Origin of the sequence: Arsenicicoccus sp. UBA6765, assembly GCF_002453335.1 — a bacterium.
Classification (GTDB): Bacteria; Actinomycetota; Actinomycetes; order Actinomycetales; family Dermatophilaceae; genus Arsenicicoccus; species Arsenicicoccus bolidensis.
Genome location: NZ_DKGR01000024.1, coordinates 30,042 through 56,659 on the forward strand (window position 1 = coordinate 30,042; position 26,618 = coordinate 56,659).

The window sequence follows — 26,618 nt, forward strand, 5'->3', positions numbered from 1 at the left end:
CTCCCGCTGACCCTCCTCACGATCGAAGGTTCCACACATGGCCACCCTGCTCTACCGCCTGGGCCTCCTCTCGGCCCGCAAGCCCTGGGCCGTGATCATCGCCTGGCTGCTGCTGCTCGGCGGTGTGTCCGGGGCGGCCGCGGCCTTCCGTACGCCCCTCAGCAGCACCATGACCGTCGAAGGGCTGGAGTTCCAGCAGACCCTCGACACCCTCAAGCGGGAGATCCCCGACGCGGCGGGCGGTATCGGGACGGTCGTCTTCCGCACCGAGTCCGGGCGCTTCACCCCCGCCCAGCAGGCCGCCGTCGCCAAGGCCGTCACCGACTGGGAGGCGCTCCCGCAGGTGGCGGACGCTATCGACCCCTTCGCCACGCAGAAGCAGCTCGACGAGGCGCAGCGCAAGACGGCCGACGGCCAGAAGCAGCTCGAAGCCAGCGAGAGCAGGCTGCGCGCCGGCGAGGCCGAGCTGGCCAAGGGTCAGGGTCAGGTCGACGGGGCCGCCAGGCTCGGGCTGCTCAAGGGCCAACAGCTGACGGACGCGCGGGCCAAGCTCGCGGCCAGCACCAAGCAGCTCGCCGACGGACGCGCCCAGCTCGAGCGCGGCAAGCGCGAGCTGGCCCTCGGACAGCGGCAGGTCGCCCTGACCAAGGACACGAGGTTCGTCTCCGCGGACGGCACCGCCGCCATGACGCAGGTGCGCTTCAAGGACGAGATCCACAGCGTCTCCCCCGATCAGCGGCAGCAGGTCACGGCCCTCGAGGGGCAGCTGGCCAAGACCGGCGTCAAGACCTACTTCGGCAAGGAGCTCGTCGAGGACGTCTCCAGCGTCATCGGCCCCGGCGAGATCATCGGCATCGTCATCGCCGCCATCGTCCTGATGGTCATGCTCGGCACCCTCGTCGCGGCGGGCCTGCCCCTGCTCATGGCCATCGGCGGGGTCGCGCTGGGCACCGGCGCCACCCTGGCGCTGAGCAAGGTCGTCGAGCTCAACTCCGTGACACCTGCCCTCGGCCTGATGATCGGTATCGCCGTCGGCATCGACTACGCGCTCTTCATCGTCAACCGGCACCGCGAGCAGCTCAAGACCGGAATGGGTCGGACCGAGTCCATCGCGCTCGCCGTCGGGACCGCCGGCAACGCAGTGACCTTCGCGGGGATGACGGTGTTCATCGCGCTGGCCGCGCTCGCCGTGACGGGTATCGGCTTCCTCGGCACCATGGGCTTCGCCGCGGCGGGGACCGTGGCCTGCGCCGTCCTCATCAACCTCACCCTGCTGCCGGCCCTGATGTCGCTCGCGGGCCACCGCATGCTGCCGCGGCGGACGTGGCGCAAGCACGGCTTCAACGCCCGCGGCGCGTCGCTGACGGACGAGCACCCGCGCGACGCCGAGCACGCCGACCGTGGGTGGGGGGCGATCGTCACGCGTCACCCCTGGCCCGCGATCGTGGCCGGTCTGGCTCTCGTGGCCTTCCTGGCTGCCCCGGCCGCCGGCTTGCGCCTCGGTCTCCCGGACGGGGGGTCGGAGCCTCAGTCGTCCACCGGCTACCAGGCCTACGCCACCATCGGCGAGAAGTTCGGCGAGGGCGCCAACGGACCCATCGTCGCCGTCGCCACGCTGCCCGCCGGGCTCGACGAGCTGGCCGCCAAGGACCGCCAGCTCGACGTCGCCGAGGCTCTCAAGCTCAACTCCGGCCTGGTCAGCGTGATGCCCGCCGGCCTCAGCAAGGACGGGCGCACCGCGGTCTACCAGGCCATCCCCAAGAAGGGCCCGGCCGACCAGGCGACGGTGGACGCCGTCCACCAGATCCGCGAGGACGCGCCCTTCATCAAGGAGGTCACCGGGGCCGACGTCAAGGTGACCGGGCAGACCGTCGCCAACATCGACATCTCCCAGAAGCTCGCCGACGCGCTGCCGCCCTACCTGCTGATCGTCGTCGGACTGTCGCTGGTGCTGCTGCTCATGGTGTTCCGCTCGGTGGTGGTCCCCCTCATCGCGACCGGAGGCTTCCTGCTCTCGCTGGCCGCGGCGTTCGGCGGCGTGGTCGCCGTCTACCAGGAAGGGACGCTCGGGTCGATCTTCGGGGTCACCAACCCCGGCGCCATCCTCAGCTTCCTGCCCATCCTGCTCATCGGGGTGCTGTTCGGCCTGGCGATGGACTACCAGATGTTCCTCGTCTCGGGGATGCGCGAGTCCCACGTCCACGGCGAGGACGCACGCCGGGCCGTGCGGACGGGCTTCAGCCACGCGGCCGCGGTCGTGACGGCGGCGGCGATCATCATGGTGTCGGTCTTCGCGGGCTTCGTGCACGCCGAGCTGACGATGATCCGCCCGATCGGCTTCGGCCTGGCCCTGGGCGTCCTCATCGACGCCTTCCTGATCCGGATGACGCTGACGCCCGCCGTCATGCACCTGCTCGGCGAGCGCGCGTGGTGGATGCCTCGCTGGCTCGACCGGATCGTGCCGGACGTCGACGTCGAGGGCGTCAAGCTCGTCGACAAGGTGCAGGGGCACCCTCACGCCTGATGCGGGGGCCGGTGCGCGAGCGGCCGGGGGCGGTTGAGACCATGGAGTCTCGACCGCCCCCGGCGCATCCACCCCTAGGAGCGTGAGCCCCCATGCGCACCCGAGCCCTCACCGTCGCCGCCCTCTCGCTGGCCCTCGCCCTCGCGGGATGCTCGAGCCAGACCGCCCAGAACGCCTCCTCCCAGAACGCCGCGACCGCGACCCCCAGCGCGGCTGCGTCGTCGTCAGCGTCGGGGTCGACCCAGGGATCCGGCGCGGCGGCCGGTGACGCCCAGGCCTTCCTGGCCCGCAACGGCCTCGCCGGCAAGGACGTCAAGGCGATCGTGTCCGAGCTGGACCGCAGCCAGGACGACAAGGCCAAGGGGCTCAAGGGCTCGGTCCGCCAGGGTGAGCTGCAGCTGACCGACGCCTCCGGCGCCACCGCCGCGCTGCCGATCCCCAGCGACTCCTTCTACCTCTCGATGGCGCCCTACGTCTCGCAGACGCACGAGTGCTTCTACCACCACCTCACCGGCTGCCAGGGCGAGCTCGCCGGCAAGGCCATGAAGGTCACCATCACCGACGCGGCCGGCAAGGCCCTCGTGGACGAGCAGGTCACGACCTACGCCAACGGGTTCGTGGGCTTCTGGCTGCCCCGCGACGTCACCGGCACCATCACGGTGGCGTATGACGGAAAGACGGTGAAGGCACCCTTCGCCACCGACGGCACGAGCCCCACCTGCGTCGCGACGCTCCAGCTCGCCTGAGGCCCCCACCAGCACCGCGCCGCGGTCGAGGCGCTGGAGCCATGTGAGCCGTCGGACCCTCGGGGCCACGTGAGTCGCGTGAGGCGCTCGCGGCGTGCGTCCGGTCGCCCGTCGTAGGTCCCGGTCAGCGGATCGTCGCCGAGCCAGGCCGTGACCCGGGTGCCGCGCTCGCCCCGTGGCGGCCCCAGCCCAGCTCCCGGGGCCGTCGCCCGGCGCGGGGACCACCACCCGCGCCCGTCGCAGGTCGAGGACGGGCAGCTCGGTCATGCCTCATCCTCTCAGGCGCGATGGGGGCAGGTACGGCCGCGCAGTAGCGTGGACCCCACGCACCCCGACCTCCCGGAGGCTCCCGATGATCCACCCCGTCAAGGCCGCTGCCCGTCTGATGCTGGGCTCTCTGTTCGTCATGGGAGGTCTCAACCAGCTCAAGGACCAGACCTACACCGGCGGGCTGCTCGACGCGGCCCGGCAGCGCTACGGGCTGCCCGACCTCGCCGCCCCGGCCGACCTCGTGCGGCTCAACGGCGCCGCCATGATCACCTGCGGTGCGTCCTTGGCCCTGGGCATCGCGCCGCGTGCCTCGGCGCTCGCACTCGCGGCCCTGCTGCAGCCCACCAACGTCGTGGGCCACGCGTTCTGGTCGATGGACGACCCGCGCAAGGCCTTCGTCGAGCGCAACCACTTCATGTCCAACGTCGCGATCACCGGCGGTCTGCTGGCCGTCGCCGCGGACTGACGACCGCTCGTCCCGGAGACGTCGAAGGGCCCCCGAGCAGCGTGCTCGGGGGCCCTTTCGCCGACGCTTGGCGCCAGGGCTCGACCTCGGTCAGGCGAGGGCCGTCTCGGCGGGGAGGTCCGGCTCGCCGTGGCGGCGCCGGTCGCGTCGCGCGAGCGTGTCGACGACGTGCGCGATGGCCCCGTCTCCGGTGACGTTGGTGGCCGTGCCGAAGGAGTCGATCGCGATGTAGGTCGCGATCATCAGGCCGACCTGCCCCTCGTTGAACCCGAGCTGGCTCTGCAGCAGCGCCGTGGCCGTCATGATCGCGCCGCCGGGGACGCCCGGGGCGGCGACCATCATGATGCCCAGCAGCATGATGAAGCCGATGATGGTCCCGGTGTGGATGGGGAGGCCGTAGAGGAGCATCACGGCGAGCGAGAAGCAGGTGATCTTGAGCGTCGAGCCGGCCAGGTGGATGGTCGCGCACAGGGGGATGACGAACGATGCCACGGGCTCCGAGACGCCGGAGCGGATGGTCTGGCGCAGCGTCACGGGGATCGTCGCGGCGGAGGACGAGGTGCCGAGGGCGGTGGCGTAGGCCGGGAGCAGCTCTCGCAGCATCCGCAGCGAGTTGCGGTGGGCGATGGCTCCCGCGACGGAGTACTGGATGAGCAGGAGGACCACCGTCAGGGCGAAGACCATGAGGATCACGCCGAGGAAGGTCGTGATGACGTTGAAGGTCTCGCCCGCCGCGGTCATGTTGAGGAAGATGCCGAAGATGTAGAGCGGCAGCAGCGGGATGATGATCGCGGTGATGACCTTGTTGATGATCTCGCGGAACTCGACGAAGCCGCGGTGGATGACGTCGCCCTTGATCGTGGTGAGCGCGACACCGATCACGAAGGCCAGCAGCAGGGCGGTCATGACGCCGAAGGCCGGGGCCATCTCGACCTTGAAGTACGGCGCCAGCAGGGAGTCCTCGGGGTTGGTGACCGAGCCGACCTTCTTGTCCGCCAGCAGGCCGGGCAGCACCGCCATGCTCACCCCGAAGCCGAGGAGCCCGGCGAACAGGGTGGAGCCATAGGCGATCGCGGTGGTGACGGCGAGCCACTTGCCGGCGCCCGCGCCGAGCTCGGAGATGGCCGGGGCGATGAGCCCGAGGATGATCAGCGGGATCACGAAGCCCAGGAAGTTGCCGAACAGCCCGTTGACGGTCACGAAGACCCGGGTCAGCCAGTCGGGGAAGAAGAGCCCGCAGACGATGCCGAGCACGATGGCGATGATGATCTTGGGTAGCAGGCCGATGCGGCGGCCGGGTGACGCGGTCATGCGCCGAGCCTAGGCCGGGTCGGTCGGCGTCTGCGCGCGGGGCGAGGGTCAGGGGCTGAGCAGCTGGTGGAGCGCGGATCGGGTGGCGTCCGGGTCCAGCTCGACCTGGCCCGTCATGAGGTGGAGGATCGTCCCGTCCATGAGCGCCGACACCGTCATCGCGACCCGGAAGGGCGCCGGGGTGCCCACCGCCTCCACGAGCTCGGCGAGGCCTGCGACCTGACGGCGACGGTGCTCGGAGAGGTCGACGACCCCGTCGGAGGCGAGGGCGAGGCGGGCCCGCGTGTGGACGCCGCCGTCCTCGAGGGCGGCCACCCGGATGAACTCGACCAGGAAGGTCACGAGGTGGTCCACATCCTGGACATCGGATCCGGGGGCGATCTGGTAGTAGGCCTGGAGGTCCCGCGCCTCGATCTGCAGCAGGATCGCGTCCACCAGGGACTGCCGCGTCGGGAAGTAGTTAGCGGTGCTGCCCAACGGGATTCGCAGCGCCCGGTCGATGGAGCGGTGAGACAGCCCCCTGGTGCCGCCCTGGGCGAGGAGCTGGATGGCGGCCTCCAGTACGGAGGTACGACGATCGGGCATGGACCCATTATCGGCACAACGGGTGTTGTATCCTATCCCGAGAGCCGGGCTTCCCAGGAGGACGCCCGGTCGGGCGCGCGAGGGGGAGGCGCCCGGCCGGGTCCTTCACGGGGAGCCCGGTCGACTGCGTCCTGAGGGCCGGCGTGTGGATGCTGTCGGCTGGATCTCGGCGCCGGAGAACCGGTTACGGGCGGGGCGGGAGCCGCAACGAGGAGTCCGCGAAGCGATCCTCCAAGAACCTGCTCCTGGCGGCGAGCGTCTCCGCGTCACCGGCATAGATGGCCGCGGCGATCTGCTCGATCTGGGTCTCGATGATGCCGAGCTGGTGGAGGAGCTCCTCGTGGGCCGTCCGCCGCCCCTCGGCGCGGTGCCGCATGGCGAAGGACCGCGGCAGGTTGGCATAGGTCTCGAGCGCGGCCGGCAGGTAGTCGTCGACGATGCGGCCGACGACGAAGAACCGGTCGGACTCCGCGGTGAGCGAGTCCGCGCGGACCAGCACCTCGGACAGCCCCTCCTCGATCCGGCCGTATGCCGTGAGCACGTCGTCGGGCAGGCGATTGTCGTAGCGGCGCACGCGCGCTCCGAGCTCGGCGAGGTGCCCTTGGAGCTCCGCGGCCTGGGCCCGGGTCGACGCGAACCCGGACGGCGCGAAGCTGGCGCGCTCGCGCGGGCTCAGCAGCGCCCCGATCCCGTAGGTCCCCGCGACCACGAGGGGCCACACCGGTCCTGCGACGCCCGTGGGGACGGTGGCGCCGAGCGCGCCGAGGGCTGCGACCGACCCGACGATGTTGCGCGTCGAGCCCAGGTAGCGGGCGAACCGGGAGCCGAGGTTCTCGGACCTACTGGTAGCCACGGATCTCCTTGAAGATGGCGGGCAGCGACGAGGTGCGGGCGTCGAACACCTTGCCGTGCGTGCGGGTGGCGATCTCGCGCAGCTCGTCGGCGTCGGACTCCCCGAAGAGCACGGTGAACGTCGGGACGGCCTTCGCCTCGTCCGGGAGGCCGTCATACGTGCGCAGGAACTGCGCCGCGTCGATCCCTGCGGTCTTCTCGCCGTCGGTCATCAGCACCACCGACGTGAACGTGTCGGGGTTGGCCCGCACCTGCTCGCGCGCCGTCTGGTACGCCCGGTCCAGGGCGGAGTAGATCGCCGTGCCCCCGGCGGGTTGCAGCGCCGAGACCTCACGGTTGATGGCCCCGAGCTGAGCCTTGGGGTCACGGGGGTCGAGCTGCACCGACTCGGCCTGTCGGGCCTCGTCGCTGAACGGGATCACGGTCACCCGCTCGCGGGGGCGGAAGGTCGTGAACTGCTCGGTGCCGGTCACGTCCTGCCCGGACAGGGTGGCGAACGCGCGCTTGAGCTGGGTGATCCGGTCACCGTTCATGGACCCCGACACGTCCAGGACGTAGATCGTCTGGCTGGGTCGCCGCACCTCGTCGAGGTAGGTGGCGATGAGCCCGTCCGCGGTGCTGCGCTGGGCCGGGAACGGCAGCTCCACGAGCAGCTGCCGACCGAAGGCGGGGTCGAGCGGCACGCCCGGCACGACGGGTCGACGGTGCGTGCGCTGCATGATCGCCCGCTGGGCGTCCGGGGTGCGCAGCCAGTCCGCGAGCTTCTGGTAGGCGCCGCGCTTGGCCTGGGCCGTGGTCAGGAGGGACAGCGGGTAGTCGGCTGACACGACCCCGTCCTTGGGGCGGACGAGGGTGAGCCGGCTGGACGCCGTGCTCTCGCCCTCGCCCAGGCCCAGCAGCACCGACTCGTAGTTGATCAGTCCGTCCACGGACCGGCTCGAGCCGCCGGAGCCGCTCTGCCCGTTCGCGCTCTGCTCGAGGAAGCGCTCGGCGAGCCAGCCCGACGACCCCGAGGTAAGCCTCTGCCCGGAGAAGAACTGGGTCAGCTGCGGCTTGACGGCCGCGACCCGTCGGCCGTCGATCGCCGATCCGCCCCCGGCGAGCGCCGTGGCGACACCGACCAGCGCGGAGAAGCCGCTGTTGGAGGTGGCGGGGTTGGTCATGCCGTAGGTGAACTTCTTGGCCGCGGCGGCCTGGGAGATCTGCGCCCAGGTCGGCGGCGTGCGGTCCCACCCGAGCTCGGTGGCCTTGGCGGGGCGGACGCCGAGGACCACGGGGGAGGCCATGACCTTGGTCGAGGACGCCAGCGCCTGGTTGCCGCCGGGCAGCAGCCCGAGGTAGCGGTTGGAGGAGAACCAGGTGGCGTCGTACGACCGGCCCGCGGCGCCGGAGGCGACCTGCTCGGCGCCGTCGAGGGTGCCTGCGTAGTGGAGCTCGACGGTGACTCCGGTGGCCTGCCGCGCCTCCTCCAGGATCGGGGCCATGTCCTTGACCTCCGATCCCGCCAGGACGCGCAGGGTCGAGGGGTCGGCGGCGGAGGCCGACGAGGCGCTGGCCGTCGACCCGGTGAGGTCCGGCGTGGACTCGCAGGCAGCGAGACCGAGCGAGCCGACGACGCCCACGACGAGGACGGCGGCGGTGCCTGCTGCGCGATGGAACCTGTGCATCGTCGATCCCCCTCAGCCGTAGAGCTTCTCGACGCCGGTGATGAGCGACTCGAGCACCTCGTAGGTCGGGGGCTCGATGACGTCGACCAGGTCGGGGGGCGGCGCCACCCCGGCCTCCTTGAGCACCGAGGTGAGCACGGCGCGCTGCTGCGGCCGGAAGCCGTAGCGGGCGGCGGCCCGGACCAGCTCGGGGTCCGAGGTCAGCAGGCGGCCGACCTGGCTCCCGGTGTCCCCCAGGGCGACCAGCGTGTGCTTGGACAGCACGTCAGGGGTGGGATACAGCAGGACCATGTCGGGGGTGATCGAGCCGTCCTTGCGGATCTGGCGGTCGAGGAACTGCGACTCGTAGATGAGCACCATCGGCGTCTTGCCCATGCCGGCCGACAGGTAGTCCTCGAAGGGTCCCTCGCTCGACCCGCCGACATACCCCTGGTCGAGGAAGAGCGGCGACACCTTGGGCACGACCTGGGCCGCGGCCGTCGAGGACGGGACCACGCGCCCGCCGTTCGCCACGTAGCTGGTGAGGGCGAGGTACATCGCGGCGGAGTTGGACCGCCGGACGTCCGTGGTGGTGATGAGGACGTTCTTGCCGGCGGGGTAGGCGTCGTTGCCGGGGATCTGGTCCCAGCGGGTGCCCTTCTGCGCCAGCGCGTAGTACTTGGCCATGCTGATCGTCTGGGCGCCTCCCGGCCCGCTGGTGACGATGCCCTGGCGGCGCAGGACGTCCACGATCGGTCGGTAGGACGCCACCGCGATGGGCGAGAAGAACGGGGAGTAGGTGCCCTTGGACTTGCCTGCACGACGGATCCGGTCGGCCGCCGGGACCGACGAGGGGAACGCGAAGTCGTAGGTGGCCAGGTCCGTCATGGCCGCGATGTCACGTGATCCCACCGGGGTCACCTGGACGTCGAGCCCGTGCCGGGCGAAGGCCTGACGCACCGTGGCGTCACGGAAGAAGGCCTCCTTCTCGGACCCCACGGCGCCACGGACCGTCCTGAGCCCCGAGGTGGTCGCGCCGGCAGCTCCCGCCCCGTTGCCGGATCCCGCCCCCGGGTCGTCCCGGCCGATCCGGGGCCCGAGGACGACCGCGAGCACCACCCCCACCGCCAGCAGCGCAGCCAGCGCCACGCCCACCATGCGCTTCATGCGGGTCCCCCTGCCCGTCGTGCCCCCCGGGGCGATGTCCGTGCTGGTCATGCCCGTGGGACGCCATGCTGTCGGACTTCGCCCCGCAGGGGCAGGGGGGTTCACTCAGAGTTCATCCGGTTGACAGGTCCCGCCGCCGGTAGCCGACCAGGCCGACGGCCATCAGGGCCAGGGCGACGAGCAGGCTCACGACGATCGGCGTCCACGCCAGCTGCTCTACGGGCAGGCGGGGGAGCGGGGCGAACGGCGTGGCTCGGACGAGCGCCTCGGGCAGGCCCATCACCTCCCCCAACCAGGACATGGCCAGCGACCAGCCGACGACGAGCCAGGGAACCAGGCCGAGCCGGGGCAGCCAGCCGTGGAGGGCGACGGCCAGCCCCAGGACGAGGAGGACCCCGGGCAGCTGGGCCAGGCCCGCCCCGGCGAGGGTGACGGCGAGACCGAGCCCGTCGCCGGCGACGACCTGCGGCAGCGCCATGAAGAAGCCGAGCCCGACCAGGACGAGGGTGGGGACGAGCACGGCTGCGGCGACGTGGCTGACGAGCAGCTGCGGGCGGGAGACCGCCGTCGACAGGAGCAGCTCGGCGTGGCCGCGCTCCTCCTCGCGGCGCAGGACACCGAACAGCTGCAGGGCGAGCAGCGCGACGATCGGCACGAGGATGCCGATCATGGCGACGTAGAACGCGTCCTGCAGGTCCTGCGCCCCGGCGCCCATCCTGCGGAATCGCTCGGCGAGCACGGGGTTGTCGGCGAGCAGCGTGCTGAGGCTGGACGCGAGGGTCCCCATGCCGTAGGCGAAGATCGCCAGCCCGATCGACCACGAGACGACGGTGGTGCGGTCGAGCCGCCAGGTCAACGACGGGGCGTCGCGCAGGGAGCGCGAGGCGTCGGCCGGCCCAAGGGCAGCCGGTCGCAGCCCCGCGCCGTGGTCTCGCCGTCCCTCGAGGACGAACGCCAGGGCCACCAGGGCAGCCGTGAGGGCGGCCGGCAGCAGCAGGACGAGCCAGCGCTCGTCGGCATACGGTCGGGACAGGGCCGGCCAGTCCAGCGGGCTGGCCCACTGGAGCCCGGTGATCATCGGGTCGGAGCCGTCGGCGACGGCTCGCAGGCCGTATGCCGCGCCCAGCGCTCCGAGGGCGAGACCTCTTGCGCCTCGCGCCGACTCGGTGACCTGCGCGGCGACCGCGGCGACGCCGACCCACACCGCGGCACCCAGTCCCACCGCGAGGCCGAGGGCGACCGACCCGATGACGTCGCCGCTGGGACCGGCCATCGCGGCACCGGCCAGCAGCCCGACGGCTGCGCACCCGGCGAGCGAGACGAGGGCGGACGCGGCGAGCGGGGCGTGCCGACCGACGGCTCCCGACCGCAGGAGCTCGAGGCGACCGTCCTCCTCCTCGGCGCGGGTGCCCTTGACCACGCCCAGGATCGCCATGATCCCGGCGAGCGCGATCGCGAAGGTGCCGACCCGCCACATGACGAACGGGCCGACGTTCAACAGGTCGAACGGCGGACCGAGGATGGCCCGCATGGTCGGGTTGGCGGCCAGGGTGCGCGCCATCTCGGCGCCCGCCGCGGTGTCGGGCACCGACTGGCGGTAGGCGCCGGCCGTGGCGGGGAAGATCGCGACCAGGCAGACGATCCAGGCGAGCCACGACCAGCGGGTCCGGCGCACGAGCGCGCGCGCGAGCAGCGAGGTGCCGGTGATCGCGGTGTCGCCGCCACGGCCCTGGCGCGGCGTCCGTTGCGTGCGGTGCCGCGGCGGGAGGGTGGCGGTGCTCATCGCTCGGCCCCCTCGTAGTGGCGCAGGAAGAGCTCCTCGAGCGTGGGGGGCGTGCTGGTGAGGGCGCGGACGCCGAGCGGGCCGAGGCGCGCCAGCAGGTCGGACAGGGCGTGGTCGTCCACCTGGCAGGTGAGGCGGTCGCCCTCGACGACGGGGTCGTGAACCCCGGGCATGACGGAGAGGTTGCCGTGGTCGAGCATCTCGGGGTGCTCGACCACCGCCGTGACCTGGGTGCGGGTGAGGTGCCGCAGGTCGGCGAGGGTGCCGGACTCGACGATGCGGCCGGCCTTGATGATGCTGACGTGGTCGCAGAGGAGCTCGACCTCGGACAGGATGTGGCTCGACAGGAGCACTGTCCTGCCGCGCTGACGCTCGTCGCGGATCTCGTCGGTGAACACGCGCTCCATCAAGGGGTCGAGGCCGCTCGTCGGCTCGTCCAGCAGGAGCAGCTCGACGTCGGAGGCGAGGGCGGCGACGAGGGCGACCTTCTGCCGGTTGCCCTTGGAGTAGGTGCGGCACCGCTTGCGCGGGTCGAGCTCGAAGCGCTCCAGCAGGTCGGCCTTGCGCCGCGGGTCCAGGCCCCCGCGGGCCCGCCCGAGCAGGTCGATGGCCTCGCCGCCCGACAGGCCGGGCCAGAGGCTGACGTCTCCGGGGACGTAGGCGAGGCGCCGGTGCAGGGCGGGTGCGTCCTGCCACGGGTCCATCCCGAGGACGCGGCTGGCCCCGGAGTCTGCGCGGAGCAGGCCGAGCAGGACCCGGATCGTGGTGGACTTGCCGGCGCCGTTGGGCCCGAGGAAGCCGTGGACCTGACCTGTGGCGACGGTCAGGCAGAGACCGTCGAGCGCGGTCGTGGGGCCGAAGGTCTTGGTGAGGTCCACGACCTCGAGGGCTGGTGCTGGGGTGATCTCGTCACCGCTCATTGCTGACTTCTCCCTAGAGGTCCGGGAACGGACCGATGACTCGACACTACTCATCATTCAGATGTTTGTGAAGTCTCAGTTATATATGTATGAGTTGAAGGCTTCGGGTAGTGTGGGGCTGTGACAGACATGAGGGCACGAGACGAGTTCGTGGACCGGCTGGCGGATGTCGGAGCGTCGGCGGGCATGCCCCGGATGTCGGCTCGCGTGCTGGCGCACCTGCTGACCCTGGACGACGGCAGGGCGACGTCGAGCGAGCTGTCCCAGTCCCTCCAGGCCAGCCCGGCGGCGGTGTCCGGGGCGGTGCGATATCTCGAGCAGCTGACCCTGGTGCGCCGGACCCGGGAGCGCGGGTCGAGACGCGACCACTTCGTGCTGGACCGGGGCATGTGGGCCGGCTACATGGTGCGCGGGCTGGAGGTCCTGGACCTGTGGTCCAGCGTGCTGAGGTCCGGCGCCGAGGCGGTCGGGCAGCGCAGCCCTGCAGGATCCCAGCTGGCCGAGGACGCGGAGCTGTTCACCTACCTCGGAGCCGAGCTCAAGGACGCGATGCGGCGCTGGCAGGAGACCCACCCGCGCTGACGGGGGCTCCTGCCGGGGCTCCTGACCGGGGGCTGCTGGCGGGGGCTTCGGTCAGGTGCCGGGCTCGCGGGCCACCTGCGCGCCACCGCGCTGCTTGGCGAGGTACATCAGCTGGTCGGCGCGGTCGAGGCCGTGCTGGAAGTCGCCGTCGCGCACCGTCGTCACGCCGATGCTGGCGCGCACGGGCTCACCGTCCCGCACGGCTCCGAGCCGGGTGAGACTCTCGAGGTCGTCCGCGAGCGATCCACCGACCCCGGCGGGACGCACGACCACGAACTCGTCGCCGCCGTAGCGGGCACACAGGTCCTCGGGCCTCGCCGCGGCGCGCAGGGCCGCCGCGAACTGCCGCAGCACGGCGTCGCCGGTCGCGTGCCCCCGGCTGTCGTTGACGGCCTTGAACCCGTCGAGGTCCGCCAGCGCCACCTGCGCGGCCGGCTGGTCCGGCGGCGTCGCCGTCATCTGCTCGCCCACGTCCCACAGGTGCAGCCGGTTGTGCAGCCCGGTGAGGACGTCCCGGGTCGTCATCTCCCGCACCTGCTCGTGGTTGCGGCGCAGGTCGGCCATGGCCGCGCGCAGGCCGTCGGCCCGCTTGGTGGCCTGCCGCGCGAGCTCCTCCGCGTCGCGGGTCCGGTGCCACACCTCGAGGGCGAGCACAGCGGTGCGGGCCTGCGAGGCGTGACAGGTGAGGATCGCCTCGGAAAGCCGCCGCGATGCCTCCAGGGCCCCCCGCAGGTCGCCAGCGCTCTCCCGCAGCCCCACGAGGTCATCCAGCAGCTCGATCTGGAAGGGGAGGGACACCCGGGGGAGGACGGCGTCGATCAGGGCGCACCCCCCTTCGGGGTGACCCTGCACGCCGCTGATCACGGCTCGGGTGCGGACCACGCTGATGGCGTTGGTGACATCGCGCATGGAGGCGGGGTCCGGCAGGTCCCGGGCCAGCTCGAGGGCGCCCTCCGTCTCGCCGAGCTCCAGCCGCGTGCGCACGCGCACCGCGCGGATGTGGTGCCCCAGCTCGGGCCAGCCCTTGCGCGCGAGCTCCTCGGCCGTCGCTAGGCCGGGGATCTCGGGCGCGAGGCGGATGCCGTGGCGCAGCTGCACGTCGTGCAGGTTGCTGATGGCCAGCGCCTCCATGGCCATGGACTCGGTGCTCGCCGACGGCGTGTGCTCCTCGCGGAAGGTCCGCGCCAGCTCAATCGCCTCGAGGTAGAAGTGGCGGGACTGGTCGGGGCTCGCGAACTCGAACGCGTTGCCCAGGTTGGTCAGCCCGCGGGCCAGGCCCACGGTGTCGTCCTCCTCCTCCGCGAGGCGGCACTGCTCCCGGTGGGCGGCCACGCCCTCCTCGACGAGGCCCAGCTCGACCAGCACGACGCCCTGGACGCCCCTGGCACGGGAGCGCCAGCCCCAGGCGAGGTGCGGGGTCTCCAGGATCTGCGACACCATCGTCAGCGCCTCGTCGAGCCGCTGCTCCCGCCAGGCGAGGAAGGCCTCGAGGACGAGCCTCTCCGGCGAGTGGGGGACGATCGCGAGGCCGTCGGCGAACGCCGCAGGATCGACGTACCTCCAGGACCAGACGCGCTCGAGACGTCGGACGTCGTCGGGGCTCGCTGACATGCGGACAGAATAGGTTGAGCCTTCATCGACGTCCCGGTGATGTCCGCACCTGGTGCTGGGAGCTGACGCGAACACCCTGTCGGTGCCGCTGGCTAGGCTGGGACCGACGGCACGGCCACCGTGGTTCGTGCCTTCGCCGGAGGAGATCCGCATGACCGAGCACACGACACCCTGGCCGGCGGGCACCCCCTGCTGGGTCGACCTGATGGCGATCGACCTGCACCGGACCCAGCGCTTCTACGGCCAGCTGCTGGGCTGGGAGTTCACGGACTCCGACGAGCAGTACGGCGGCTACGGCAACGCGACCGTGCAGGGGCAGCCCGTGGCCGGGCTGTCGCCGACCATGCCGGGCCTCGAGGCCTCCCCGCACGTGTGGACCGTCTCCCTGGCCACCGACGACGTCGAGGCCACCGGCGGTCGCGTCCAGGAGGCCGGCGCCACGACGATCTTCGAGCCCATGCAGGTGGGCCCGTTCGGCCGGATGGGCCTGTGGAGCGATCCCACGGGCGCCGCCTTCGGGGCGTGGGAGTCGTTGGAGCACAAGGGTTTCCGGATCCTTGACGTGCACGGAGCCCCGACCTGGCTCGACCTCATGACCCCCGACTACGTGGCGGCCCAGGACTTCTACTCGCGGACCTTCGGGTTCACCTACGAGGAGATCGGGATGGGCGACGGCGCGTACTCCATGTTCAGCGTCCCCGGCGGCGAGCGTCCCGCCGGTGGCATCGGCCAGACGGGTGCGGACCAGACCGGCGGCGGCGAGGGTGTGCCCTCGGCCTGGACCGTCTGCTTCCAGCACGACGACGTCGACGGCGCCGCGGCACTGCTGCCCGAGATCGGTGGCTCCGTGCTGCAGGAGCCCTGGGACTTCGAGCACGGGCGGCTGGTCGCCGCGGCCGGCCCCGACGGCGAGATCTTCACGCTGCTCACCCCTCCTCGTGACTGAGCTTCGCCCGGACTGCTCGCGCTGCGCCGGCCTGTGCTGCGTCGCGCTGCCCTTCTCGCGCGGTGCGGACTTCCCCGTCGACAAGCCCGGCGGCGTGCCGTGCGGCAACCTGCTCATCGACGACCGCTGCGGCATCCACGACCGGCTGGCCGAGACGGGCTGGCGCGGCTGCGTGACCTTCGACTGCTTCGGCGCGGGTCAGCGCGTCATGCAGGAGACCTTTCGCGGACGCACGTGGCGGGACGACCCCGACCCGGGTCTGCCGGCGCGGATGTTCTCGGTCCTCCCGGTCGTGCACCAGCTCCACGAGATGAGCTATCTCCTCGCGCAGGCGATCTCGTATGCCGTCGCGCCCGACCTCACGCGCCGGTGCAGGCAGCTCGCGGCGGAGGTGGACGCCCTCGCCGGCGGCACGGCGCAGGACCTCCTCGCGCTCGACGTGACCGCGGTGCGCGCGCGCGTGGGCCCGGCCCTGCGTGACGTCAGCGTCGCCGTGCGCCGGGCGGGGCGAAGCCCTCGGCATACGAACAGCCGGGGGAGTGCCCGAGCCGACCGCCGGCTCAGACCCGGCGCCGACGGCCGGAGCGGGACCGGCGCCGACCGCCGGATCAGGCCGGGGGCCGACCTGGTCCGGGCGGCACTGGCCGGGTCGGACCTGCGCGGCGCGGACCTGAGGGGAGTGCTGCTGATCGCGGCCGACCTGCGCGACGCCGACCTGGCGCGCGCGGACCTGCTGGGTGCCGACCTGCGGGACGCCGACCTGCGCGGGGCCAGGGTGGCGGAGGCTCTGTTCGTGACCCCGCCGCAGCTGGCCGCGGCCAGGACCGACGAAAGCACCACTCGCCCGCCAGGTGTGAGCGGGACTCACGCGGGGTAGGTTCGGGGGAACCGGTCGTCACGGACCGGGCCAGTCGAACGAAAGGGAAACCTCATGGGTCTCGACGACAAGATGGACAACAAGGGTCAGGACGTGTCCGGCAAGGCCAAGGAGGCCACGGGCAAGGTCACCGGCGACGAGGAGCTGCAGGCCGAGGGCAAGGGCGACCAGATGGGCGCCAACCTCAAGCAGGCCGGCGAGAAGGTCAAGGACGCCTTCAAGAACTGAGCCGCCGAGCAGCTCTCGCACCGCCGCCGCACCTCCGCCTGCCGTTCGTCGGCCACGCGGGTGCGGCGGCGGTGGCCTGTCCGGGTCCGGTCAGGCCACCGCCGGCCGACTCAGGCCAGCGCTCGCGCCAGCTCTCGCACCACCATCGGCCCGTGCAGCGCGAACGCCGTGTAGACCTGCACCAGCGAGGCCCCGGCGTCACGCATGGCCAGGGCGTCGTCCGCCGAGCGGAGCCCGCCCACCCCGATGATCGGCAGCGCGCCGGCCGTCTCGTCGTGCACGAACCTCACCACCTCGACCGCACGAGCGCGGAGCGGAGCACCCGAGAGGCCGCCCGGCTGCGCGGCATACGACAGCTCGGTCTGGTCCAGGCCGGAGCGGGACAGGGTGGTGTTGGTCGCGATGATCCCGGCCACCCCCACGTCCAGGCAGACCGCGAGCAGCTCGGCCAGTGCGGGCTCGGTGAGGTCGGGCGCGACCTTGACCCAGATCGGCACCGCGTGCGCTGCGTCGTGTGCCTCGTGCCCCAGATCGCGCCCCGCCTCCCGCCCGACCGCGGCGCTGTCGCTGCGCAGCGCGGACAGGATCTCGCGCAGCGCGCCCTTGTCCTGCAGCTCGCGCAGGCCCGGGGTGTTGGGCGAGGACACGTTGATGGCGACGTAGTCCGCGTGCCGCGCCAGCCGGCCGAAGGAGTAGCGGTAGTCCTCCACCGCCTCCCCGAGCGGCGTGACCTTGGACTTGCCGATGCTGATGCCGAGCGTGACCGCGGGGCGGTGGGCGTCGAGGCGGTCGGCCAGGGCGTCGGCCCCGGCGTTGTTGAAGCCCATCCGGTTGATCACGGCGTCCGACTTCGGCAGGGTGAACAGCCGGGGCCGGTCGTTGCCGGGCTGCGGGTGCCGCGTGACGGTCCCCACCTCGACGAAGCCGAACCCGAGGGCTGGCCACACCGACAGCGCGCGCCCGTCCTTGTCCATGCCGGCGGCCAGACCCACGCGGTTGCCGAAGCGCACCCCGCCCACCTCGACCGGGGCGTCGGTCGCCCACCTCGACCGCAGCGGCGCGAGCAGCTCGGGCCGGCGCTCGGCGAGGGCCATCAGGCGCAGCGTGCGCGCGTGGACCTGCTCGGCGTCGCCGCCCGAGACGGAGTAGAGGGCGGGGCGCAGGAGATCGTCATACAGGCGGGAGAGGAGGGGCACGCGCCCATTGTCGCAAAGGGCGGGGGCTAGTCTCTGGCAGGTGAACGAGCAGCAGCCCCGAGAGCCCCTCATCCTCGTCGAGGGGGAGCCCGTCGCCATCCGCTTCAGCAAGTGGGACGGGGGCCCGCACTGGAGGTATGACGGGTCCTACCTCGGCCGCGACGAGCACGGCCACTGGGTCGCGGTGCCGGTGGGCGCCCCGATCACCCGCCCCGGGCGATCCTTCGACAACGAGCACCACAGCGTGGTGTGCGTCCCGCGCCAGTCCGGGCACGTCCTCACCACCAACGCGGATCCGCACAAGGTGCGGCACTACGTGGACATCACGACGGTGCCCCTGTGGTCACGTGTGGACGGGGTGGCGACCGTCTCGATGGTGGACCTCGACCTGGACGTCGTGGAGCGCCGCAACGGGCGCATCTTCGTCGACGACGAGGACGAGTTCGCCGACCACCAGGTCGAGTTCGCGTACCCGCCGGAGCTGGTCACGTCGGCCGAGGCGGAGGCGCGACGGATGCTCGTGCTCGTCGAGACCCAGGCCGAGCCGTTCGCGACCGTGGCAGAAGCCTGGCTCCACCGGCCGACCGCCGGCCCCGCGGCGCCCTAGGACGCCGCGGCTCGCAGAGCGGGCCGGCCGTCAGCGGTTGGCCGGCGGCGGATGGTGATCAGCCGTCGGTGATCAGCGGTCGGCGCGCGGGGTGTCCTCGCGCTCGATGCTGACGACCTCCTTGGCGAGCTCCTCCTCGACGACCTGCTCACGGGTCACCCGGTCCACGAAGACCCGGACACGCTCGATCGGCACGACCCGCGTGACGACCTGCTCCTCGTGGAGCACGATCTCGATGGCGGCGTCCTGCTGCAGCTCGCCGTCGTCGTCGCGGTGGCCCTGCGGGCGGTGTGGCTCGCCCGCGGCCAGGGCTGCCTCCTTGGCCGGGTTGCCCCGCCCCTGTGCGTCGCGGTCTCCCCAGCCGTCCCTGTCTTCGCCGTCGGCACGGTCACCGGCGCCGGTCACACCGTCGTGGTCTGCAGGCAGGGACGCCCGCGCCGGCAGCTCCTCCACCACGAGCTCCTCGCGGCGCACGGTGATGGTCCGCTCCTCGGTGACGACGCGCTTGGACACTCGCACCCGGCCGCTCTCGACCGGGCGGGTGGTGACGAAGAGCTCCTCCTCGCTGCGGGTGACCGTGGCCAGGGCGTCTTGGCGATCGCTCTCCTGGCGGCCGAGGCCCTCGTGGGATCGTTCGGTGCGCAGATCGTGCTGGTCGCTCATGGTGGCTCCCTTGGCTCGCGGCGACGGATATCTCCGCTCACCTACCCCTCGCCCCCGCGACCTATGCGCGTGGGCGGTCGCCCCCGACTCGTGAGACCGACCGCGTGCAGGGGTTCCGCGCACGCCTGACGGGGTATCCGGGCGTCGACGAACCAACGCAGGGGCACGCGTGATCCGGACCCCTGCTCACTGGCGGTCGGCCGAGGCACGTATGCCGTCGGACCGACCGCGCCGCTGCACGAGAGGACGAGCCCATGCCACCGCGCGTGCGCAACCTGGACGAGGTCGACAAGACCGTGATGGTGCCGTGGGACGCGACGTCCGCCGAGCAGGCTCGGGCCGAGCTGCGCGCCAGCCTTGCGGACGAGCGCGTCGCCGACACGACGCTGGACGAGGCCGTCCAGGCCATCTCGGAGCTCGTCGCCAACGCCGTGCAGCACGCCGGTCCGATGCCGGGCGACGTCTTGCGGGTGCACTGGACCCTGCGCAAGGGGGTGGTCGAGGTGGACGTCACCGACGGGGGGTCCTCGTCCACGCCCCACCCCGTGCGGCAGACCCCCTGGCAGACCCGCGGTCGCGGGCTGCGGATCGTGCGTGCCTTCGCCCACGAGTGGGGCTACCTCGACCAGCCCAACGGCTCCCGCACGGTCTGGGCCGCGCTGGGTGGCCCGTCCCGACGCCGCACCCGCTGACACCGGCCGGCACCCTGGCGCCCCGCTAGGGTGGCCTGCATGGGCAAGGCATCTCGTCGCAAGGGCGACACCAAGAAGACCCGTCCGGCACCTTTCGCGCGCCGCCCCTTCGAGGGCCTGGTGGGCGAGACCGACCTCGTGGCGATGCGCGAGATCGTGCCCGCCGCGATGGCCACGGTGACGCTGCGCGAGCCGGTGGCCGACGTGTCGACCGCGACGCTCGTGACGGTGCTGCCCCTCGCCTGGCCCGGCCTGCGCCGCGCGGACGGTGAGGTCCTGGCGGGCCTGCAGTCCGGGACGAGCAGCGGCGACGCCAGCCGCGACCTCGCCCAGGTGCTCCTGGCCGCCGCCGAGACCGAGCCCGGCAGCCCGGTCGCGACGCTGCCCCTCGCCACCGAGGACACCCCCCGCCTGCAGGACCTCCTCGACCCGTCCGCCCCCCTCGACATCACGGTGCACGAGGGCTTCGACTTCTGGGTCGGTGACGGCGACCTCGACGAAGAGGGGCGCGAGTCGCTGCAGCGCGCCAACGACAGCGCCATCCCCACCGTCAAGCTGGACGGCGTGCGGTCCGCCTACTGGTGCCTCATCGGCGACCGTGCCTATGTCCGCCAGGTGCTCCCCGACGACGAGGATGCCGCCACCGACGCACTCGCCCGCCTGCACGCGCGCGGCGAGAGCGCCCTGACCGACACCCACCGCCTGCTCGGCGCCTTCCGCGCCTGCGGGCTGCTCATCCCCGTCTGGGAGGTCGACCCCGAGGCGGACCCCGCCTCCTTCTCCGACCCCGCCCAGCAGATGCAGCAGCGGTATGCCGAGGCCCTGGCCGGCAGCACGCCGCTGTCGGCGGACGAGCGACGGGCTCGCTCGGGTCTGCTCAGCCGCCAGATCACCCTGCGCTGACGGAGGGTCCGCCGTGAGCGGTGACCACGCACGGCCGGTGGCGGTCGTCATCCCGGCCAAGGACGAGTCCGCGCGGATCGCCTCGACGATCCGGGCCGCGTCCGCCATCCCCGGCGTCGACCTGGTCGTCGTCGTCGACGACGGGTCGCGCGACGGCACGCAGTCCATCGCCCATGGCGCAGGCGCCGTGGTCGCCCGGCACACCCGCAACCGCGGCAAGGCCGCCGCCCTGCAGACCGGGGCGGCCGTGGTCGAGCGCCGCGACGAGCACGAGGGCCGGACCGGGACGGCCCGGCGGCTGCTGCTGCTCGTCGACGCGGACCTCGAGGACTCCGCCGCCGAGGTGGGGGTGCTCGTGCCGCCCGTGGCCGGCGGCGAGGCCGACCTCGCCATCGCGATCCTGCCCCCGCAGCGCTCCGCCGGTGGGGGTCACGGGTTCGTGGTGCGGCTGGCTCGTGAGGGCATCCGGTCGCTGACGGGCTGGACGCCCACGCAGCCCCTGTCGGGGATGCGCTGCCTGACCCGCGAGGCCTACGACGCGGCGCAACCCCTGGCGGCCGGGTGGGGCGTCGAGACGGCGATGACGATCGACGTGCTCGCCGCCGGACTGCGGGTGGTCGAGGTGCCGTGCGCGGTGCACCACCGCGTCACCGGCTCGGACTGGCGTGGCCAGCTGCACCGGGCCGCGCAGTACCGCGACGTGTGGCGGGCGCTCGCCGTGCGGCGCCTGCGGGCCCGCCGCGCTGCCCGACCGAGCGCCTGAGCTGTTGCCCGACCGAGCGCCTGAGCTGCCTGGCCCTCACGGGTGGGCGAGCAGCGTCCGTGACCAGCAGTCCACGAGATGCGCCCCGAATCTCTGTGTGCTCCAGCCGCGTTCGTCGACGAGCAGGGTCCAGTACTCCGGGGCGTTCATGCTCCAGATGATGTCGGCGACCTCGTCGTCGTCCAGGTCCGCCCGCAGCTCGCCCGTCGCCCTGAGGTCTCGTGCGAAGTCACGCATGTTGCCCGCCCGACGCTGCGTGATCTCGCCCCACAGATCCGCCGACTCGGGGTCTGTGGCGGCGGCGTCGCGCAGCGCGAGCACGACCGGCGCCAGGCGCGGCTGCAGGAGCAGGAGCCCGTCGACGTAGGCCGCCAGCTTGGCCCGCGCGGTCGGGGCCGCCCGCACGGCCCTGACGTAGTCGCGGTCCTCGGGGGCCACGGCGGTGTCCGTGCCCGAGATGGCCGTCTCCAGCACCTGCCGCAGCAGCTCCGGCTTGCGGCCCACCGCCGCGTAGACCGTGTCGACCGCCACCCCGGCGCGCGCGGCCACCTGCGAGACGGTGGTGGCGGCATACCCCTGCTCGACGACGAGGTGACGTGCCGCGTCGACGATCCGGTCGCGGGTGGCGGCCGCCTGCTCGGTGCGCCTCGACGAGCGGTAGCGCCGGGGCGAGGTGGCGTCGGCCGACGCGCTCATGCGGCTCCTGAGAGTGGGGGTCGTGCTGCGCGGTCAGCCTAGGCGCTCGAGCACCCCCGACTGGGCCAGCATGGCGAACCGGTCCGGGACGCCCCAGTGCTCGACGATGCGGCCGTCGACGACCCGGGCGACGTCCACCACGGTGAAGTCCAGCGGCCGTCTGCTCGGCGGGTCGAAGAAGGGTCCGGTCGCCGTGCCCTGCGCCCGCACGCGGACCCAGATGGTGTCGCCGTCCTTGACCTCGTCCTCGATGGTGAAGGCGATGTCGGGCACGGCCGTGTGGACGGCCCGCATCGCGGCCTTGACGTGCTCGATGGCCTGCTGGCCGGTGCCGGCGAGGCCGAACTGGTGCTCGACCAGGTCGGGGGAGCAGAGCTCGTCGACGATGGCCCCCTCGCCGGTGGCGAAGCCTTCGTCGAAGATGCGGGACATGACGATGCTGGCGGGAGGTGCGCTGGTGCCCATGAGGACTCCTCGGCTGGTATGCCCGCCGATGGTTGGCCCGGGGGGCGGTGCACTTTGATCCGAAGGGCATTCGGATCAATACATCGATCGTACGCCGTGCACGTCGCGCCGTCGACCCCTGACGGGTGCCCGTCGCCGAACGGCGTCCGGTCATCTCTCAGGTCGCGGTGCGACGGTGGGGCTGCACGCTGACAAGGGGAGGGAACCACGTCATGCAGAGCGATCGCGGCTGGATCCGCAGCTACGCCAAGGCCGCCATCCTGGCGGGGCTGGCCCTGCTAGGGGCGGCGCTGTGGGCCGTCGGCTGCTCCATCGGGATGGACCTCGCCGACGCCGGGTCCAGCGGGCCACCGGCCTGGACGATGGTGATGACCTGGGGTGGCCTCGCCCTGGCGCTGGTCACCGGCATCTGGGCGATCGTCGAGCTGGTCCGGTCGCACGAGCGCGTGCGCTGGAGCCGCTGGGCGCAGCAGGTCGGGCCTCACTCGGGCTGAGCGACCTCGTCGTTGGTGCCCGGGCTCACCGGGGTCGGCCCGGCTGCTGGGGTTGCTGGGGTCGCCCGCGTTGCTCGGTGGTGGGCGATGGCGCCCGTCGTGCTGATCGCCAGTCCGGCTGCGCCGACGACCAGGTATGCCGTCCGCGGCCCCACCAGCAGGTTGAGCGTCCCGCCGAGCGCGAGCGCCGCCACCGTGCAGGCGCGTGCCGCCCCTTCGACCGCCGCCAGGACCCGGCCGCGCTCGCGGTCCGGGATCTCGGCGAGGAGGACGGCGATGAGCCACGTGTTGGTGGCGCCGAGGAGGCCGCCGACCACGCATCCCAGGACGACGAAGACTCCCACCGAGATCGCCAGTCCCTGCCCGGCCTGGGTGGCCGCGACGAGCACCAGCGTCCCCAGGAGCAGCCGGGCCCGCCGTGAGGAGGTGGTGACGGTTCCGGCCAGCAGGGCTCCGACGGTGGCGCTGACCCCGGCGGCAGCCTCGGCCCATCCGTAGTCGGCCGCGTTCGCGTGCAGCACGTCCCGCAGCAGGGAGACCTCGACGGCGTTGACGGACTCCAGGGTCAGGATGAACGGCAGCACGGCCGCCACGAGGATGCCGGTCGTCGGGTGGCCGCGCAGGATCCGGAGCGCCGGCCCCGGGGAGGCCGAGAGGCGATCCGGCTGTGCGGCCCGCCGGCGGCGGGTGCGCAGCAGGAGCGCCGCGACGGTCAGGGCGAGGAAGCTCGCGGCGTCGATGGCCAGGGCTGCCGACGCGCCCTGGTGCTGGACGAGCAGCCCGCCAGCGGCCGCGCCGACGGGGGTGGAGGCCGTGCGCAGGCCCTGGCGCAGCGAGACGAGGACACCGGCCAGCTCGTCCCCGGCGACCAGCGGCAGCAGGCTCGTCCACAGGGGGCTGGTGAAGGCGAACGCCGTCTGCAGGAGGGCGACGAGGACGAGCGTCGCGGCGTAGTCGGTGGTGAGCGCCAGCCCCCCGGCGGCCGCTGCCTGGACCAGGCTGCCGGTGACGAGGACGGTGCGCGAGTCCGCGCGGTCCGCGACGGATCCAGCGATCCCCATGGTCAGCACCAGGGGCAGGGCGAAGCACACGAGGAGGCCGGCCACGGCATACGGCCCGGCCTGGGTGTCGTGCGTCCGCAGCGTGAGGGCGACCAGCGCCATGGCGTCACCGACCGTCGACAGGGCTCCGGCGGCGAGCAGGATGACCGCGTCCCGGTGCGAGAAGGCAGCGACATAGGTGTGAAGGATTTGTTTCACATATGTGAAGGTACTGCTTCATGATGAGCCCGGCAACTAGCCTGGCCTCATGGCCGGCCGACCCGACGCGCTCACGATCACCGATCCGCAGGCTCTGCGAGCCATCGCGCACCCCGCACGCCAGCGGCTGATCGCCGAGCTGTATGCCGGGGAGGTGCTGACCGCCACGGAGGCATCGCGTCTCGTGGGCCTGACCCCGTCGGCCACGAGCTATCACCTGCGCGCCCTGGAGCGGTGGGGGATCGCGACCCGCGACGAGACCACCGGCGACCGTCGTGAGCGGCCGTGGCGCAGCGCCGCCACCTCGATCGCCATCACGCCGGAGGCGCACCGGCTGGCCGGATCCACCACCAGCCGACGATCGCTGTCCTCCTGGTTCGAGGACCTCCAGGCCGGGGTTCATCGCATGCTGGCGCGCGCCGATCAGGGGTCCGACGAGGTCGGCATGGTGTCGCGGGAGCGCCTGTGGCTCACGCCCGAGGAGGGCGCGGAGCTCCAGGAGCGGCTGCAGGCGGTGGTCCGCGAGTACGGGTCGCGCTCGGGTAGGTCCCGGTGGAGTCACCCTGAGGGGGTGGCCCCGTGGGAGGCGTACGTGTTCCTCATGCCTGCGCAGGACGATCCGGAGAAGGCGCCGGGTCGCGGCCCCAGGTCCTCGGAGGTCGAATGAGCGTGCTACCTGGGTAGTAATCGCGATGCTATCCGGGTAGTGTCGTGGCATGAAGGTGAGTGTGAGTCTCAGCGCCCAGGATCTCGCGGCCCTCGACCGGTATGTCGAGCAGTCCGGGCTCGAGTCGAGGTCGGCCGGCGTCCAGCAGGCCATTCGCCGTCTCCAGGACCCGCAGCTGGAGGCCGCCTATGCCGCCGCCTGGGAAGAATGGGCCGTCCTGGGTGACGAGGATGCGTGGGCTCCGGCCTCGTCGGACGGGCTCACCGATGTTGCGGGGTGAGATCGTCCTGGTCGACCTCGAACCGGTGCGCGGCAGCGAGGCCGACAAGCGTCGCCCTGCTGTCCTCGTCAGCAACGACCGGGCCAACACGACGGCACGACGGCTCGGTCGCGGAGCGGTGACCGTCGTGCCGGTCACCAGCAACGTCGAGCGGGTCTTTCCGTTCCAGGTGCTGCTCGCGGCGAGCGAGACCGGCCTCCGGGTGGACTCCAAGGCTCAGGCCGAGCAGGTGTGCTCGATCGCCGTCGAGCGTGTGGGGTCGGCGGTGGGCCGGGTCCCCGCGCACCTCATGGCCGCCGTCGACGAGGCCCTGCGCCTGCACCTGCAGCTGTGACGCGCAGAGGCGGTCCCGCTCCACCTGATCATGGTGCCGTCGAGCAGGAGCCGGCCCTCGGGTGCTGGCAACCGCGTCGTGCCGCCCTCGTGGCTCGACGAGACGAGCTCGGTCACGCGCGGCCGGTCAGCCTCTCGGCGGCCTCCCAGAGCTGCCGTTCACGGGCCGGGTCGTAGGACTGAGGCGAGGAGCGGGCGACCCGGTCGCGGTCGACGTAGGCGCCGGCCGGGGCGTCGAGTCGCCCCAGGGCGAGGTCGGCCAGCTGACGTCCGGCGCCCTGAACCGTGCCGACGACCGGAGTCCTGGCCAGCAGGGGGAGCACGTGCTGCATCGCGTAGCGGGTGAGCGGGCCCGCATCGCGAGCAAGTCCGGTGGCGGGCACGAAGCCCGGGTTGTAGCCGAGGACGACCCGCTCGGGGTAGCGGCGGGCGTACTCGTGCATCAGGTGGATCGCTGCCAGCTTGCTGGTCGAGTACGCGGTGCGGCCGGCCCGCAGGGTGCCCGGCCGGTCGAAAGCGCCGGGCCTGGCCAGGACGTGGGGATCTCGCCACTGCGGGCCTGGGACCATGCCCAGGTTGTGCCTCAGGTCGCCGAAGTGGGTGTCGCTGACGGTGATCACCACCCGCCCCCTTGGCTGGAGCCGATCGGCCAAGCTCCTCACGAGGACGTGGTTGGCCAGGACGTTGACCGCGAACGTCGGCTCGAAGCCATCCTCGGTGCGGCCGTTCGCATCCACGCGCTGGATGCCGGCGTTGAGCACCATCGTCGAGATCGGGGGCACCTCGCCGCTGTCGACGAGGCGAGCGATGTGCTGAGCGGCAGAAGCGACGTCGGGCAGCCTGGCCAGATCTGCCTCGACGAGCCGAACCTCGTCGAACGCTGACGCCCAGGCCTGTCGCGCCGCGTCTCGGACGACGACCAGCACGTGCGCGCCTGGGGCGGCATCGACGATCCTCGCGAGGGCCTCTCCCGCGATGCCCCGGCTCGCACCCGTCATCACCATGGTCTGCACGACAGGCCCCCAGATCATCGTGAGGAGAGTGTCTCTCGCGATGCGCGAGACCATCCCACCCTAGGTCACTGAC

The 26,618-nt window shown here is 72.4% G+C and carries 29 protein-coding genes; 15 read left to right on the plus strand and 14 right to left on the minus strand.

Annotated elements, in window-relative coordinates; genetic code table 11:
- Positions 1 to 37: 37 nt before the first annotated feature.
- The 3 genes from B4K29_RS06990 (at position 38) to B4K29_RS07000 (ending at position 4,006) form a co-directional block, all read left to right on the plus strand.
- Positions 38 to 2,524 (plus strand): MMPL family transporter, encoded by a 2,487-nt coding sequence (locus B4K29_RS06990; protein WP_286966821.1) that lies wholly within the window; start codon positions 38 to 40, stop codon positions 2,522 to 2,524.
- 92 nt (positions 2,525 to 2,616) lie between these two features.
- The gene (locus tag B4K29_RS06995; protein ID WP_286958695.1) at positions 2,617 to 3,270 is read left to right on the plus strand and encodes a CueP family metal-binding protein; all 654 of its coding nucleotides are present in this window, start codon (positions 2,617 to 2,619) and stop codon (positions 3,268 to 3,270) included.
- Positions 3,271 to 3,622: 352 nt separating this feature from the next.
- The gene (locus B4K29_RS07000) at positions 3,623 to 4,006 is read left to right on the plus strand and encodes a DoxX family protein (protein ID WP_239265862.1); all 384 of its coding nucleotides are present in this window, start codon (positions 3,623 to 3,625) and stop codon (positions 4,004 to 4,006) included.
- A gap of 90 nt (positions 4,007 to 4,096) precedes the next feature.
- Here the strand turns inward: B4K29_RS07000 and B4K29_RS07005 are convergent, their stop codons facing one another.
- The 7 genes from B4K29_RS07005 to B4K29_RS07035 form a co-directional block, all read right to left on the minus strand.
- Complete coding sequence (locus B4K29_RS07005; RefSeq protein WP_286966823.1) at positions 4,097 to 5,317, minus strand: dicarboxylate/amino acid:cation symporter; 1,221 nt, start codon at positions 5,315 to 5,317, stop codon at positions 4,097 to 4,099.
- Between the two features lie 48 nt (positions 5,318 to 5,365).
- Complete coding sequence (locus B4K29_RS07010) at positions 5,366 to 5,902, minus strand: TetR/AcrR family transcriptional regulator (protein WP_019285414.1); 537 nt, start codon at positions 5,900 to 5,902, stop codon at positions 5,366 to 5,368.
- 184 nt (positions 5,903 to 6,086) lie between these two features.
- Complete coding sequence (locus B4K29_RS07015; RefSeq protein ID WP_029210215.1) at positions 6,087 to 6,755, minus strand: hypothetical protein; 669 nt, start codon at positions 6,753 to 6,755, stop codon at positions 6,087 to 6,089.
- Positions 6,742 to 8,421, minus strand: coding sequence for a vWA domain-containing protein (locus B4K29_RS07020; RefSeq protein WP_286966826.1), 1,680 nt, complete (start codon positions 8,419 to 8,421; stop codon positions 6,742 to 6,744). The genes B4K29_RS07015 and B4K29_RS07020 overlap by 14 nt, the downstream gene beginning before the upstream one ends.
- A 12-nt stretch (positions 8,422 to 8,433) precedes the next feature.
- Positions 8,434 to 9,618 carry a hypothetical protein gene (locus tag B4K29_RS07025; protein WP_205621787.1) on the minus strand — a complete coding sequence of 395 codons (1,185 nt, stop codon included), beginning with the start codon at positions 9,616 to 9,618 and terminating at the stop codon, positions 8,434 to 8,436.
- Positions 9,619 to 9,679: 61 nt separating this feature from the next.
- Positions 9,680 to 11,350, minus strand: coding sequence for an ABC transporter permease (locus B4K29_RS07030; protein ID WP_029210213.1), 1,671 nt, complete (start codon positions 11,348 to 11,350; stop codon positions 9,680 to 9,682).
- Complete coding sequence (locus B4K29_RS07035) at positions 11,347 to 12,270, minus strand: ABC transporter ATP-binding protein (protein ID WP_286955732.1); 924 nt, start codon at positions 12,268 to 12,270, stop codon at positions 11,347 to 11,349. The genes B4K29_RS07030 and B4K29_RS07035 overlap by 4 nt, the downstream gene beginning before the upstream one ends.
- 129 nt (positions 12,271 to 12,399) lie before the next feature.
- On the opposite strand from B4K29_RS07035, the gene B4K29_RS07040 reads away from it, so the two are divergent.
- Positions 12,400 to 12,852, plus strand: coding sequence for a GbsR/MarR family transcriptional regulator (locus B4K29_RS07040; RefSeq protein ID WP_029210211.1), 453 nt, complete (start codon positions 12,400 to 12,402; stop codon positions 12,850 to 12,852).
- 51 nt (positions 12,853 to 12,903) lie between these two features.
- On the opposite strand, the gene B4K29_RS07045 is transcribed toward B4K29_RS07040, so the two are convergent.
- Positions 12,904 to 14,463 carry a GGDEF domain-containing protein gene (locus tag B4K29_RS07045; RefSeq protein WP_029210210.1) on the minus strand — a complete coding sequence of 520 codons (1,560 nt, stop codon included), beginning with the start codon at positions 14,461 to 14,463 and terminating at the stop codon, positions 12,904 to 12,906.
- Positions 14,464 to 14,614: 151 nt separating this feature from the next.
- Here B4K29_RS07045 and B4K29_RS07050 point away from each other — a divergent pair, with 151 nt between their 5' ends.
- Genes B4K29_RS07050 through B4K29_RS07060 form a run of 3 tightly spaced genes read left to right on the plus strand, consistent with a single transcriptional unit; the run spans position 14,615 to position 16,514 of the window.
- Positions 14,615 to 15,409: a VOC family protein gene (locus B4K29_RS07050; protein WP_286966828.1), complete on the plus strand. Its 795-nt coding sequence runs from the start codon at positions 14,615 to 14,617 to the stop codon at positions 15,407 to 15,409.
- Positions 15,402 to 16,286 carry a pentapeptide repeat-containing protein gene (locus B4K29_RS07055; RefSeq protein ID WP_019285405.1) on the plus strand — a complete coding sequence of 295 codons (885 nt, stop codon included), beginning with the start codon at positions 15,402 to 15,404 and terminating at the stop codon, positions 16,284 to 16,286. The genes B4K29_RS07050 and B4K29_RS07055 overlap by 8 nt, the downstream gene beginning before the upstream one ends.
- Before the next feature lie 54 nt (positions 16,287 to 16,340).
- Positions 16,341 to 16,514 (plus strand): CsbD family protein, encoded by a 174-nt coding sequence (locus B4K29_RS07060; RefSeq protein ID WP_019285404.1) that lies wholly within the window; start codon positions 16,341 to 16,343, stop codon positions 16,512 to 16,514.
- Between the two features lie 110 nt (positions 16,515 to 16,624).
- Here the strand turns inward: B4K29_RS07060 and B4K29_RS07065 are convergent, their stop codons facing one another.
- Entirely contained in the window at positions 16,625 to 17,710 is a 1,086-nt protein-coding gene (locus B4K29_RS07065; RefSeq protein WP_286966830.1) for a quinone-dependent dihydroorotate dehydrogenase, read from the minus strand.
- A gap of 40 nt (positions 17,711 to 17,750) precedes the next feature.
- On the opposite strand from B4K29_RS07065, the gene B4K29_RS07070 reads away from it, so the two are divergent.
- A complete protein-coding gene (locus B4K29_RS07070) occupies positions 17,751 to 18,317 on the plus strand; it encodes a DUF402 domain-containing protein (protein WP_286966832.1) in 567 nt (188 codons plus the stop codon).
- 72 nt (positions 18,318 to 18,389) lie between these two features.
- Here B4K29_RS07070 and B4K29_RS07075 read toward each other — a convergent pair whose 3' ends face one another.
- The gene (locus B4K29_RS07075) at positions 18,390 to 18,980 is read right to left on the minus strand and encodes a DUF2382 domain-containing protein (protein ID WP_286966834.1); all 591 of its coding nucleotides are present in this window, start codon (positions 18,978 to 18,980) and stop codon (positions 18,390 to 18,392) included.
- A gap of 254 nt (positions 18,981 to 19,234) precedes the next feature.
- Between B4K29_RS07075 and B4K29_RS07080 the strand changes: the two genes are divergently transcribed.
- The 3 genes from B4K29_RS07080 to B4K29_RS07090 are packed head-to-tail and all read left to right on the plus strand — an operon-like array spanning position 19,235 to position 21,338.
- Positions 19,235 to 19,672: an ATP-binding protein gene (locus tag B4K29_RS07080; RefSeq protein WP_286960131.1), complete on the plus strand. Its 438-nt coding sequence runs from the start codon at positions 19,235 to 19,237 to the stop codon at positions 19,670 to 19,672.
- 39 nt (positions 19,673 to 19,711) lie between these two features.
- Positions 19,712 to 20,575 carry a DUF5926 family protein gene (locus tag B4K29_RS07085; RefSeq protein ID WP_286966836.1) on the plus strand — a complete coding sequence of 288 codons (864 nt, stop codon included), beginning with the start codon at positions 19,712 to 19,714 and terminating at the stop codon, positions 20,573 to 20,575.
- A 13-nt stretch (positions 20,576 to 20,588) separates the two neighbouring features.
- Positions 20,589 to 21,338, plus strand: coding sequence for a glycosyltransferase (locus B4K29_RS07090; protein WP_029210204.1), 750 nt, complete (start codon positions 20,589 to 20,591; stop codon positions 21,336 to 21,338).
- A 36-nt stretch (positions 21,339 to 21,374) separates the two neighbouring features.
- Here the strand turns inward: B4K29_RS07090 and B4K29_RS07095 are convergent, their stop codons facing one another.
- Positions 21,375 to 22,034, minus strand: a complete 660-nt coding sequence (locus B4K29_RS07095; RefSeq protein WP_286958685.1) for a TetR/AcrR family transcriptional regulator — start codon at positions 22,032 to 22,034, stop codon at positions 21,375 to 21,377.
- 33 nt (positions 22,035 to 22,067) lie between these two features.
- A complete protein-coding gene (locus tag B4K29_RS07100) occupies positions 22,068 to 22,499 on the minus strand; it encodes an ester cyclase (protein ID WP_286966838.1) in 432 nt (143 codons plus the stop codon).
- A 212-nt stretch (positions 22,500 to 22,711) separates the two neighbouring features.
- Between B4K29_RS07100 and B4K29_RS07105 the strand changes: the two genes are divergently transcribed.
- Positions 22,712 to 22,993 (plus strand): hypothetical protein, encoded by a 282-nt coding sequence (locus B4K29_RS07105; protein ID WP_019285395.1) that lies wholly within the window; start codon positions 22,712 to 22,714, stop codon positions 22,991 to 22,993.
- Here the strand turns inward: B4K29_RS07105 and B4K29_RS07110 are convergent.
- A complete protein-coding gene (locus tag B4K29_RS07110; protein WP_286958683.1) occupies positions 22,981 to 24,252 on the minus strand; it encodes an MFS transporter in 1,272 nt (423 codons plus the stop codon). The two genes, B4K29_RS07105 and B4K29_RS07110, sit on opposite strands and share 13 nt — an antisense overlap.
- A 49-nt stretch (positions 24,253 to 24,301) precedes the next feature.
- Here B4K29_RS07110 and B4K29_RS07115 point away from each other — a divergent pair, with 49 nt between their 5' ends.
- The 3 genes from B4K29_RS07115 to B4K29_RS07125 are packed head-to-tail and all read left to right on the plus strand — an operon-like array spanning position 24,302 to position 25,533.
- Entirely contained in the window at positions 24,302 to 24,919 is a 618-nt protein-coding gene (locus B4K29_RS07115) for a winged helix-turn-helix domain-containing protein (protein WP_029210200.1), read from the plus strand.
- A gap of 49 nt (positions 24,920 to 24,968) precedes the next feature.
- On the plus strand, positions 24,969 to 25,199 hold the full coding sequence (locus B4K29_RS07120) for a ribbon-helix-helix domain-containing protein (protein WP_019285392.1): 231 nt from the start codon (positions 24,969 to 24,971) through the stop codon (positions 25,197 to 25,199).
- Positions 25,186 to 25,533, plus strand: a complete 348-nt coding sequence (locus B4K29_RS07125) for a type II toxin-antitoxin system PemK/MazF family toxin (protein WP_029210199.1) — start codon at positions 25,186 to 25,188, stop codon at positions 25,531 to 25,533. The genes B4K29_RS07120 and B4K29_RS07125 overlap by 14 nt, the downstream gene beginning before the upstream one ends.
- Positions 25,534 to 25,645: 112 nt before the next feature.
- Here the strand turns inward: B4K29_RS07125 and B4K29_RS07130 are convergent, their stop codons facing one another.
- Positions 25,646 to 26,563 carry an SDR family NAD(P)-dependent oxidoreductase gene (locus tag B4K29_RS07130; protein ID WP_286966840.1) on the minus strand — a complete coding sequence of 306 codons (918 nt, stop codon included), beginning with the start codon at positions 26,561 to 26,563 and terminating at the stop codon, positions 25,646 to 25,648.
- Positions 26,564 to 26,618 lie beyond the last annotated feature (55 nt).

Coding starts and splice junctions, on each gene's coding strand:
- B4K29_RS06990 (WP_286966821.1), top strand. CDS start 38: ATGGCCACCCTGCTCTACCGCCTGGGCCTCCTCTCGGCCCGCAAGCCC.
- B4K29_RS06995 (WP_286958695.1), top strand. CDS start 2,617: ATGCGCACCCGAGCCCTCACCGTCGCCGCCCTCTCGCTGGCCCTCGCC.
- B4K29_RS07000 (WP_239265862.1), top strand. CDS start 3,623: ATGATCCACCCCGTCAAGGCCGCTGCCCGTCTGATGCTGGGCTCTCTG.
- B4K29_RS07005 (WP_286966823.1), bottom strand. CDS start 5,317: ATGACCGCGTCACCCGGCCGCCGCATCGGCCTGCTACCCAAGATCATC.
- B4K29_RS07010 (WP_019285414.1), bottom strand. CDS start 5,902: ATGCCCGATCGTCGTACCTCCGTACTGGAGGCCGCCATCCAGCTCCTC.
- B4K29_RS07020 (WP_286966826.1), bottom strand. CDS start 8,421: ATGCACAGGTTCCATCGCGCAGCAGGCACCGCCGCCGTCCTCGTCGTG.
- B4K29_RS07025 (WP_205621787.1), bottom strand. CDS start 9,618: ATGACCAGCACGGACATCGCCCCGGGGGGCACGACGGGCAGGGGGACC.
- B4K29_RS07030 (WP_029210213.1), bottom strand. CDS start 11,350: ATGAGCACCGCCACCCTCCCGCCGCGGCACCGCACGCAACGGACGCCG.
- B4K29_RS07035 (WP_286955732.1), bottom strand. CDS start 12,270: ATGAGCGGTGACGAGATCACCCCAGCACCAGCCCTCGAGGTCGTGGAC.
- B4K29_RS07040 (WP_029210211.1), top strand. CDS start 12,400: ATGAGGGCACGAGACGAGTTCGTGGACCGGCTGGCGGATGTCGGAGCG.
- B4K29_RS07045 (WP_029210210.1), bottom strand. CDS start 14,463: ATGTCAGCGAGCCCCGACGACGTCCGACGTCTCGAGCGCGTCTGGTCC.
- B4K29_RS07050 (WP_286966828.1), top strand. CDS start 14,615: ATGACCGAGCACACGACACCCTGGCCGGCGGGCACCCCCTGCTGGGTC.
- B4K29_RS07060 (WP_019285404.1), top strand. CDS start 16,341: ATGGGTCTCGACGACAAGATGGACAACAAGGGTCAGGACGTGTCCGGC.
- B4K29_RS07075 (WP_286966834.1), bottom strand. CDS start 18,980: ATGAGCGACCAGCACGATCTGCGCACCGAACGATCCCACGAGGGCCTC.
- B4K29_RS07080 (WP_286960131.1), top strand. CDS start 19,235: ATGCCACCGCGCGTGCGCAACCTGGACGAGGTCGACAAGACCGTGATG.
- B4K29_RS07085 (WP_286966836.1), top strand. CDS start 19,712: ATGGGCAAGGCATCTCGTCGCAAGGGCGACACCAAGAAGACCCGTCCG.
- B4K29_RS07095 (WP_286958685.1), bottom strand. CDS start 22,034: ATGAGCGCGTCGGCCGACGCCACCTCGCCCCGGCGCTACCGCTCGTCG.
- B4K29_RS07100 (WP_286966838.1), bottom strand. CDS start 22,499: ATGGGCACCAGCGCACCTCCCGCCAGCATCGTCATGTCCCGCATCTTC.
- B4K29_RS07105 (WP_019285395.1), top strand. CDS start 22,712: ATGCAGAGCGATCGCGGCTGGATCCGCAGCTACGCCAAGGCCGCCATC.
- B4K29_RS07115 (WP_029210200.1), top strand. CDS start 24,302: ATGGCCGGCCGACCCGACGCGCTCACGATCACCGATCCGCAGGCTCTG.
- B4K29_RS07120 (WP_019285392.1), top strand. CDS start 24,969: ATGAAGGTGAGTGTGAGTCTCAGCGCCCAGGATCTCGCGGCCCTCGAC.
- B4K29_RS07125 (WP_029210199.1), top strand. CDS start 25,186: ATGTTGCGGGGTGAGATCGTCCTGGTCGACCTCGAACCGGTGCGCGGC.
- B4K29_RS07130 (WP_286966840.1), bottom strand. CDS start 26,563: ATGATCTGGGGGCCTGTCGTGCAGACCATGGTGATGACGGGTGCGAGC.